The 8,584-nt window shown below is 42.5% G+C and carries 8 protein-coding genes; 2 read left to right on the top strand and 6 right to left on the bottom strand.

Annotated elements, in window-relative coordinates:
- Nucleotides 1-79: 79 nt before the first annotated feature.
- From folB to HT722_RS05895, 6 genes are all read right to left on the bottom strand, one after another.
- The gene (gene folB / locus HT722_RS05920) at nt 80-892 is read right to left on the bottom strand and encodes a dihydroneopterin aldolase (protein ID WP_173278075.1); all 813 of its coding nucleotides are present in this window, start codon (nt 890-892) and stop codon (nt 80-82) included.
- Nucleotides 893-1,019: 127 nt separating this feature from the next.
- On the bottom strand, nt 1,020-1,574 hold the full coding sequence (folE, locus tag HT722_RS05915; RefSeq protein ID WP_000380916.1) for a GTP cyclohydrolase I FolE: 555 nt from the start codon (nt 1,572-1,574) through the stop codon (nt 1,020-1,022).
- Nucleotides 1,555-2,877, bottom strand: a complete 1,323-nt coding sequence (locus HT722_RS05910; RefSeq protein WP_000657461.1) for a folylpolyglutamate synthase/dihydrofolate synthase family protein — start codon at nt 2,875-2,877, stop codon at nt 1,555-1,557. The genes folE and HT722_RS05910 overlap by 20 nt, the downstream gene beginning before the upstream one ends.
- Before the next feature lies 1 nt (nt 2,878).
- Entirely contained in the window at nt 2,879-3,853 is a 975-nt protein-coding gene (gene folP, locus HT722_RS05905) for a dihydropteroate synthase (protein WP_173278073.1), read from the bottom strand.
- Nucleotides 3,854-3,946: 93 nt separating this feature from the next.
- A complete protein-coding gene (locus HT722_RS05900; RefSeq protein ID WP_173278071.1) occupies nt 3,947-4,654 on the bottom strand; it encodes a CPBP family intramembrane glutamic endopeptidase in 708 nt (235 codons plus the stop codon).
- A 52-nt stretch (nt 4,655-4,706) separates the two neighbouring features.
- Complete coding sequence (locus HT722_RS05895; protein ID WP_173278069.1) at nt 4,707-6,125, bottom strand: NCS2 family permease; 1,419 nt, start codon at nt 6,123-6,125, stop codon at nt 4,707-4,709.
- Nucleotides 6,126-6,314: 189 nt separating this feature from the next.
- Here HT722_RS05895 and HT722_RS05890 point away from each other — a divergent pair, with 189 nt between their 5' ends.
- On the top strand, nt 6,315-7,127 hold the full coding sequence (locus HT722_RS05890) for a Cof-type HAD-IIB family hydrolase (RefSeq protein ID WP_173278067.1): 813 nt from the start codon (nt 6,315-6,317) through the stop codon (nt 7,125-7,127).
- A gap of 376 nt (nt 7,128-7,503) precedes the next feature.
- The gene (gene adhP, locus HT722_RS05885; RefSeq protein ID WP_172928466.1) at nt 7,504-8,523 is read left to right on the top strand and encodes an alcohol dehydrogenase AdhP; all 1,020 of its coding nucleotides are present in this window, start codon (nt 7,504-7,506) and stop codon (nt 8,521-8,523) included.
- Nucleotides 8,524-8,584 lie beyond the last annotated feature (61 nt).

Here is an 8,584-nt window from a genome sequence, read left to right as displayed (position 1 = left end):
TGACGTGGTTTGAAGAGATTTTCGAAGAGTATAAAAACTCTAGCCTTCAGTTGCAAGTGACTGAAAACTAGAGTTTTTTCTATTGTTTCCAAGCATTATACAAGTTGCGAATAGGTTGCTTTAATGTCGGATGGATAAAATGAGGCGCAATTTCTTGTAGAGACTCAAGAACAAAAAGGCGTTCTGCTATGTAAGGATGGGGCAAGATAAGCTCATCTGTGTAAATGGCCTGGTCCTCCACAAAGAGCAAGTCCAAATCAATCAAACGAGGTCCCCAATGCACTTCTCGCACCCGTCCCATCTCTGTCTCAATAGCCAACAATGTTTCTAACAAGACTGGGGCAGGCAACCATGTTTCTACCTCAACCACCTGATTAGCAAAGCTATCCTGCTCCACACCACCCCAAGGCTCCGTCGTCAAGACACTGGACTCTTTGAGAATATGGATACCTCGACTTCGCATTTTCTCAATGGCTTGTTTCAAGTTTGCTTGCTTATCCCCCATGTTGCTTCCTAGGGCGATAAAGGCTCGCTGCTTGCGACGGTGGATGGTTACCGAGCAAGTATCTAGTGACAAATGCACCGGTGCCCAAGGTTTTTTCAGCTCCAACTTCATTTCTTGGACAAGAGGATAGGCCTCAAAAGTACGTTCCACCAGTTTGTAGGCTACCGTTTCAATCAAATCCTCACTCGTTTCCTGAAACCAAGTCGTCCACTGCTGACACAGTTCTCCGTAATGGACAGAAGCCGTTAAATCCAAGTCTGTAGCCGCTTTGGTCATATCATAGGATAGGATGGCCGAAACGACAAACTTCTGGCCCAATTCTTTCTCACTGGGAAAAAGACCATGATAGGCAAAAATTTCCAAATCCTTAATCTGCAGTTGATCCATAATGATTCCTTTCTCGAAAAATCCGCTTGAAGCGGATTCTTTTTATACTCAATGAAAATCAAAGTACAAACTAAGAAGCTAGCCGCAGGNNAAGCTGACGTGGTTTGAATTTGATTTTCGAAGAGTATTATAGTCCCATTAAACGATAAGCCTGATCTCGGAGGTCCTTATCTGTTTCAAATAGACCACGAGCTACTGTCGTCAAGGTTGCAGTGCCTGGTTTTCTGACACCACGCATGCTCATACACATATGTTCCGCCTCAATGACAACAAAGGCTCCTTTAGCACCTAGATAGTCCATCAAGGCATCGGCCACTTCGATATTCAACCGTTCTTGAATTTGTGGCTTTTTCGAATAAACTTCAACCGTACGGGCTAGCTTAGACAAACCTGCCACACGACCATCTGGAATGTAGGCAATATGCGCTCTACCATAAAATGGCAAGAAGTGGTGTTCACACATGGTATGGAAAAAAATATCCTTTTCTACCACCATATTATCGTCAATAATCTCAAAGGATTTTGACAAATGTTCCTCCGCTGTTTGACCAAGACCTGAAAAAATCTCTTGGTACATACGAGCCACACGAGCAGGTGTTTCCTGCAAGCCCTCGCGGTTAGCGTCCTCTCCTACAGCCTCGATAATCATTTTTACAGCTGCTTCAATCTTTTGTGTATCCATTTTCGTTCTTCCTCTCCATCAGATAGGCTCTCACTTGGCTCAAGAAATACAAGGAACCTGTGACAATCCTAACTGTTTGTTTCTCTTCTTTTTTATCTGTCAATTTCTGCTCTAGAAAATCCTGCCAACCTTGGTAGCTGAGATTTCTAGACTTAGCTGCCTCTTTCAGCACGCTTTCATCAGTCGCCCGACTATCGTCAAAATGTGTCAAAGTAAGCTCGGTATCTGGCATGGCCCCCAGCAAGTCCAACATATCCTCCAAGGCCTTGGTTTTAATACAAGTAAAGAGGATTTCCTTATGATAATCCGCAAAGCGTTCTTGCAAGGTTGCTAATAAAGCCTTGATAGCATGGGGATTGTGGGCCCCATCCAAGATCATCAAGGGATCTCTTGACACGATTTCCAAACGCCCTGGCCAACTTGTTTCTTCCAAGGCTTGAGCAAGCAAGTCATTGCTTGCTAGTTCTCGACCATCTTCTTGACAAAAAGTATCAAGTAAAGCTATGGCCATCCCAGCATTCTCTATTTGGTACAAACCAAGTAAACCTGTCTGGAAGCGACCTTGTCTGACAGCACTTGTATAGTCAAAGACTTCGCCTGTCACCACACTCTTTTGATGGCTGACCTGATAATCTGCCCCGTAGGCAAGTCTCGGCGCATCTTTCCCTTCTGCAATGCGGTCAATCACAGCCAAAGCATCTGGAGAAATGCGACCTGTCACCAAGGAAATACCTTGTTTGATAATACCAGCTTTCTGCTCTGCTATGGCTTCCAAGGTGTCACCAAGTAGAGCCACATGATCCAATCCAATAGTCGTGATTCCTGTCAAAATGGGCTGACAGACATTGGTACTATCTAAAAGTCCACCCATGCCGACTTCCATGATAGCCACGTCTACTTGCTCCGAGGCAAAGTAATCATAGGCTATGGCTGTGATAATCTCAAACTCGGTTGTCCCCTGCAAATTGGCGACCGCTTCTCCCTCCAGCAAAGACTGATAGTCTGCCATGAGGGCTTCTAGTCTAGCCTCTGGAATGGATCCCCCATTGATGCTAATCTGGTCTGTATAATGAATGAGATAGGGCGAGCTAAACACGCCAACTCTCAGCCCTAGCTTTTTCAGCATATTTGTCAAAAAAGCAATGGTCGAACCCTTGCCGTTGGTCCCTCCGATATGGATGACCTTGAGTTTGAGATGGGGATTGCCACGCAAAGCTAACAGTTCCACCATTCGTTCCAAGCCAAAATGCGGTTGATCCGTCCGGTAGTTAGCAATCCACTGATTGTTTTCAAATTCTTTCATCTTATTTGTATTGTTTTAAATCTAAATTTTCCGCTTCATCAGCCAGACGAATAGCGGAAGCAATTTCAACTGCCATCCTGTGATTAGCTACGTCATGCACGCGCACCACTTCTACACCCTGTCTCGCAGCGATACTAGTTACATGAGCCGAAGCCGTGTCCCGATTACGGAAACCAATTTCTGTCTCAGGATTGACTTCAAAACCATTTTCTTCAAGGATATTGATGACAAACCGCTTGCGCGACACTCCAAGAAAGATTGGATAGCCTTTCTGATGTAGTTTATCCAGATCCCGTAAAAGAAGCAGATTTTCTTTCTTGGTCAGACCAAAGCCAATTCCTGGATCCAGCAGGATGTTTTCTTGAGCAATACCAGCTTCCTCTGCTCTCGCTAGTGCTCGTTCAAAGAAAGCCTCCATCAATTCTTCGATTGGCATTTTTTCAAAGTCAGCTAACTCTTCCTCTGTAAAAGTTTGACCAAAGCCAAAATGAGGAAAGATGAGTGAGCTAGGATGCTGAGGTCGCGCCATAACTGGATTAAACATAATGACTACTTTCGCACCAGCCTTAGCGACCACATGAGCCATTTTTTCATCACCCATGAGACCTGTGATATCGTTGACTAGATTGGCACCAGCAGCCAAAGCAGCCTCTGCCACCTGACTTTTCCAAGTATCGATAGAGATGAGGACATCACTTTCCTTGCAAATAGCTTTGATCACTGGAACAACACGCTGGATTTCCTCTTCTATCTCAACATAGCTACTTCCCGGCCGAGTTGATTCTCCACCGATATCTAGCATGCTGACTCCTTCTGCTATCAATTTACGAGCCTGCTGGAGTGCTTGCTCAAGAGCAAAAAATTGACCACCGTCCGAAAAGGAGTCTGGGGTTACATTGATAATTCCGCAAATAGCTGTCTTTGCATGATTGGCTTTACTTGACATATCGGTCACTCCCTCAAGGCTTTTCACCATATTATTTCTCTATTTTACCATAAAAAGAAAAAGATGGACACGATTGCATTCATCTTTTTCCCAGTAGAAACAAGTAAGCAATTGTCAAAAATCTTAAACAGAAATCCCTAATGTCCGACTCATGATCACCACAAGAGCCAACAAACAGAAAGCAACCCCATTCACAATCATGTGAAGTAAGATAGACATTTCCAAACGTTGGGTCTTGTAAGCCGTCCAAGATAGAACGATCGACATACCTCCATAAATCAATAAGGAAGGTAAATTACTTGGTTGATGCAATAAAGCAAACACAATCGTACCGACTACAAATCCCAAGTTCTCTTTTCCTCGGAAAATCTTTTTAGGAACAATCCCACGGCACAAGATTTCCTCACAAATTGGAGCAAGCAAGGCCAACAAGAAGAAACTGGAAATCAGAGAACTATTCTGAACCATATCGTTAATCTGAGACTGGTTACCTGTTGTCGTCTCATTTGACAGTTGCAACAAGATAGAACCAAGTATATTTGAACAGATAATGACTAAATAACTTAATCCCAAACGTGCCAAATCCTTAGCTCTAAAAAAAGAAAAATTAAAACTTGCTAATTGCGTTTTACGAGCTCCAATAATAAATAGCACCAGAACCACAATCGAAATACCAGCAACTATCAGTCCTGACTGTAATAGCGGTACTTCTCTTAAGGTTAAAATAGCAGTAAGCCCTATAGGAATCTGATATAAAATTGTCGCCAGCAAAAAGATTAACAGCCAGCCTGCACGATTCAATAATTCTTTCCAGATACTTTTCTCTTTCATCACCCATCTCCTTTGTATTAAAAAAGGGGGAAAATCCCCCTGGGTTATCCTATTATAAGGCCATACTGATGTAGTTAAGGATAAACAAGGCATCCAAAATCCAAATCATGACATGAACATCTTTAGCTTGACCTTTGACAAGCTTAGTCAAAGTGTAAGTCAAGAAACCAACTGCAATCCCTTGAGTGATAGAGTAGCTGAATCCCATAAAGATAGATGTGAAGAAAGCAGGAACCGCTTCAGCCATATCGTCCCAATGGATATTTTTCAAGCTAGCCAACATCATAATCCCAACGATAATCAAGATTGGAGCTGTAGCGGCTGTTGGTACAATCGCTAGAAGTGGACTAAAGAAGCTTGAGATCGCAAAACAGATAGCTACAACCAAGGCTGTCAAACCAGTACGTCCACCTGCACCAATACCAGCAGCAGACTCAACATAAGTCGTTACGTTCGAAGTACCTGCGATGGCACCAATTGAAGTACCAATCAAGTCAGAGTAAAGAGCCTTGTCTAACTTAGCTGATTGATGATTTTCACCATTTGTCGCTACGATACCAACTTTTTCACCTGTACCGATCAAGGTACCAATTGTATCAAAAATATCTGTCAATGAGAAGGCAAGAATGGCCATCAGAGTTTCAGGCAAGCGAGCTGTATCTGAAATCAAAGCTCCCAAACCTTCTGAACCAAGAGCCGCACCAAAGATTGTCTTCAAATCTTCAAAAGCTGCACCAACATGGTTATTAGCAAAATCAATACTAGACAAATCTACCAAATCAACTGCGATAGCAAGAACAGTTGTTGTCAAGATAGAGAGGATAATTCCCCCTTTAATCCCTTTGATGACAAAGAAGATAGTAATGGCAAGTCCTGCAAGAGCCACCAAAACAGCTGGATTATTAAAGCTAACCAATCCTGGAACTGCTGAAGAGTTGGCTGCAATCGTTGCTTGAGCTTTGTCAGCCCCTTCTCCCACAACAGTATAGTTGCCTGGATCAATCGTAAATTTCAAAAGTCCAGCATTCTTAATTCCCACGTAGGCAAGAAAGACACCGATACCAGCTGAAATAGCTGAGCGAAGGGCATTTGGAATCGATTCAATGATCATTTTACGAACATTTGTCAAAGTGATAATCAATGAGATAATTCCACAGATGAAGACCATAGCTAGGGCTTCTTGCCATGAATAACCAAGTCCAAATACGACTGTGAAGGTAAAGAAGGCATTAAGCCCCATACCTGGCGCTTGAGCATATGGTAAGTTGGCGTAGAAGGCCATCATCAGGGTACCAGCAACTGCACCGATAATCGTTGCGAGGAATACACCCTGAGCAGGCATTCCTGTTTGCGAAAGAATTTGTGGGTTTACAAAGAGAATATAACTCATTGCAAAGAAAGTTGTTAAACCAGCGAGAACCTCTGTACGAACGTCTGTACCGTTCTCTTTTAGTTTAAATAATTTGTCCATTATCAATCTCCTTTTAATTTTTACGAACAATAATAGAATTATATCATTTATCATTCACTTTTTCAATATCTTTGTTTGATTTATTTAAGAAATTGATTCAATTTCATTTTTTGTTTGGAATCTGCTTTTCTGCCTGCTTTCTGTTATAATAGAAGACATCTTATCTGAAAAGACACTAGAAAGGTCCATATGACGAAAAAAATTATTGCAGTTGACCTGGATGGAACCCTGCTCAACTCAGACAGTCAAATTTCTGACTTTACCAAAAAAACCATTAAAAAAGTTACTGAAAAAGGACATCAGGTTATTATTACAACAGGTCGCCCTTACCGCATGTCAAAAGATTTCTACCGTGAACTAGGCTTAAACACTCCTATGATTAACTTCAACGGCTCCCTTACTCATTTACCAGACCAAGTTTGGGATTTTGAAAAGTGTTTGACGGTAGACAAAAAATATCTTTTAGATATGGTTCGACGTTCAGAGGATATTCAAGCCGATTTTATCGCTGGAGAATACCGTAAAAAATTCTACATTACAAATCCTAATGAAGAAATTGCCAATCCCAAACTATTTGGTGTAGAAGCTTTCCAGCCTGAAAATCAATTCCAGCCTGAATTGGTGACCAAGGATCCTAACTGTATTCTGTTACAGACCAGAGCCAGTGACAAATATGCCTTGGCAAAAGAAATGAACGCCTTCTACCAGCATCAACTGTCTATCAATACCTGGGGAGGGCCGCTCAATATCCTTGAGTGTACCCCAAAAGGTGTCAACAAGGCCTTCGCCTTAGACTACTTGCTCAAGGTAATGAACCGTGACAAAAAAGATTTGATTGCTTTTGGAGATGAGCACAATGATACCGAAATGCTAGCTTTTGCTGGGAAGGGCTATGCCATGAAAAATGCCAATCCAGAGCTACTCCCTTATGCAGATGAGCAAATTGCCCTGACCAATGACCAAGATGGAGTTGCCAAAACCCTGCAAGACTTATTCTTATAGTCCATACTGATACTCAATGAAAATCAAAGAACAAACTAGGAAGCTAGCCATAGGTTGCTCAAAGCACTGCTTTGAGGTTGTAGATGAAACTGACGAAGTCAATAACCATATATACGGCAAGGCGAAACTGACGTGGTTTGAAGAGATTTTCGAAGAGTATGACCAGCTTGCAAGCTGGTCTTTGTGTTCTTTTCACAGTCTCATCAACCAGTTAATCGATTGTTCTACTTTTTGCCTCCAAAACCTTGGAAAAGGCTTTCTTTTGTGATATACTTCACATATAAATACAAGAGAGCTCGTCACACTCGACTCTGTTGACACAAAATCAATCCAGTCCCGTTGTCCCTGTTCTCGGTCAATATAAAGGAGGATAGCTATGAAAGCTGTTGTTGTAAATCCAGAAAGCACTGGTGTTGCTGTTGAAGAAAAAGTACTCCGCCCACTTGAAACTGGGGAAGCACTTGTAGAAATTGAATACTGTGGTGTTTGCCACACTGACCTCCACGTTGCCCATGGCGACTTCGGTCAGGTACCAGGACGTGTCCTAGGTCACGAAGGTGTTGGTATCGTTAAAGAAATTGCCCCAGATGTGAAAAGCCTTAAAGTCGGTGACCGCGTCAGCGTTGCTTGGTTCTTTGAAGGATGTGGTACTTGCGAATACTGTACAACTGGTCGCGAAACCCTTTGCCGTACAGTAAAAAATGCTGGCTACTCAGTAGACGGTGGTATGGCTGAACAGTGTATCGTAACTGCTGACTATGCTGTCAAAGTTCCTGACGGACTTGATCCAGCCCAAGCTTCTTCTATCACATGTGCTGGCGTAACAACCTATAAAGCGATTAAAGAAGCAAAAGTTGAACCAGGTCAATGGGTTGTTCTTTACGGTGCTGGTGGACTTGGAAACCTCGCAGTTCAATATGCTAAAAAAGTATTTAATGCTCATGTCATCGCAGTTGATATCAACAATGACAAACTTGCCCTTGCAAAAGAAGTAGGTGCTGACATTGTTATTAACGGCCTAGAAGTTGATGATGTACCAGGACTCATCAGGGAAAAAACTGATGGAGGAGCTCATTCAGCTGTCGTAACTGCTGTATCTAAAGTTGCCTTCAACCAGGCTGTTGACTCCGTTCGTGCTGGTGGTCGCGTTGTCGCTGTCGGTCTTCCTTCTGAAATGATGGAACTCAGCATCGTTAAAACAGTCCTCGATGGAATCCAAGTCATCGGTTCTCTTGTCGGAACTCGTAAAGACTTGGAAGAAGCCTTCCAATTCGGTGCAGAAGGTTTAGTAGTTCCAGTTGTTCAAAAACGTCCAATAGAAGATGCCGTAGCCATTTTCGACGAAATGGAAAAAGGTCAAATCCAAGGACGTATGGTACTCGACTTCACCCACTAATCTAATAGAAACCTATTTTAAAAGTTGGAATGCGCTTCCAACTTTTTTATATTAAATTTTT

The sequence above is a fragment of the Streptococcus sp. 53 genome (assembly GCF_013276565.1).
GTDB lineage: Bacteria > Bacillota > Bacilli > Lactobacillales > Streptococcaceae > Streptococcus.
The sequence above is the reverse complement of the archived record's forward strand: the minus strand, read 5'-3'. Positions and strand labels throughout refer to the sequence as shown.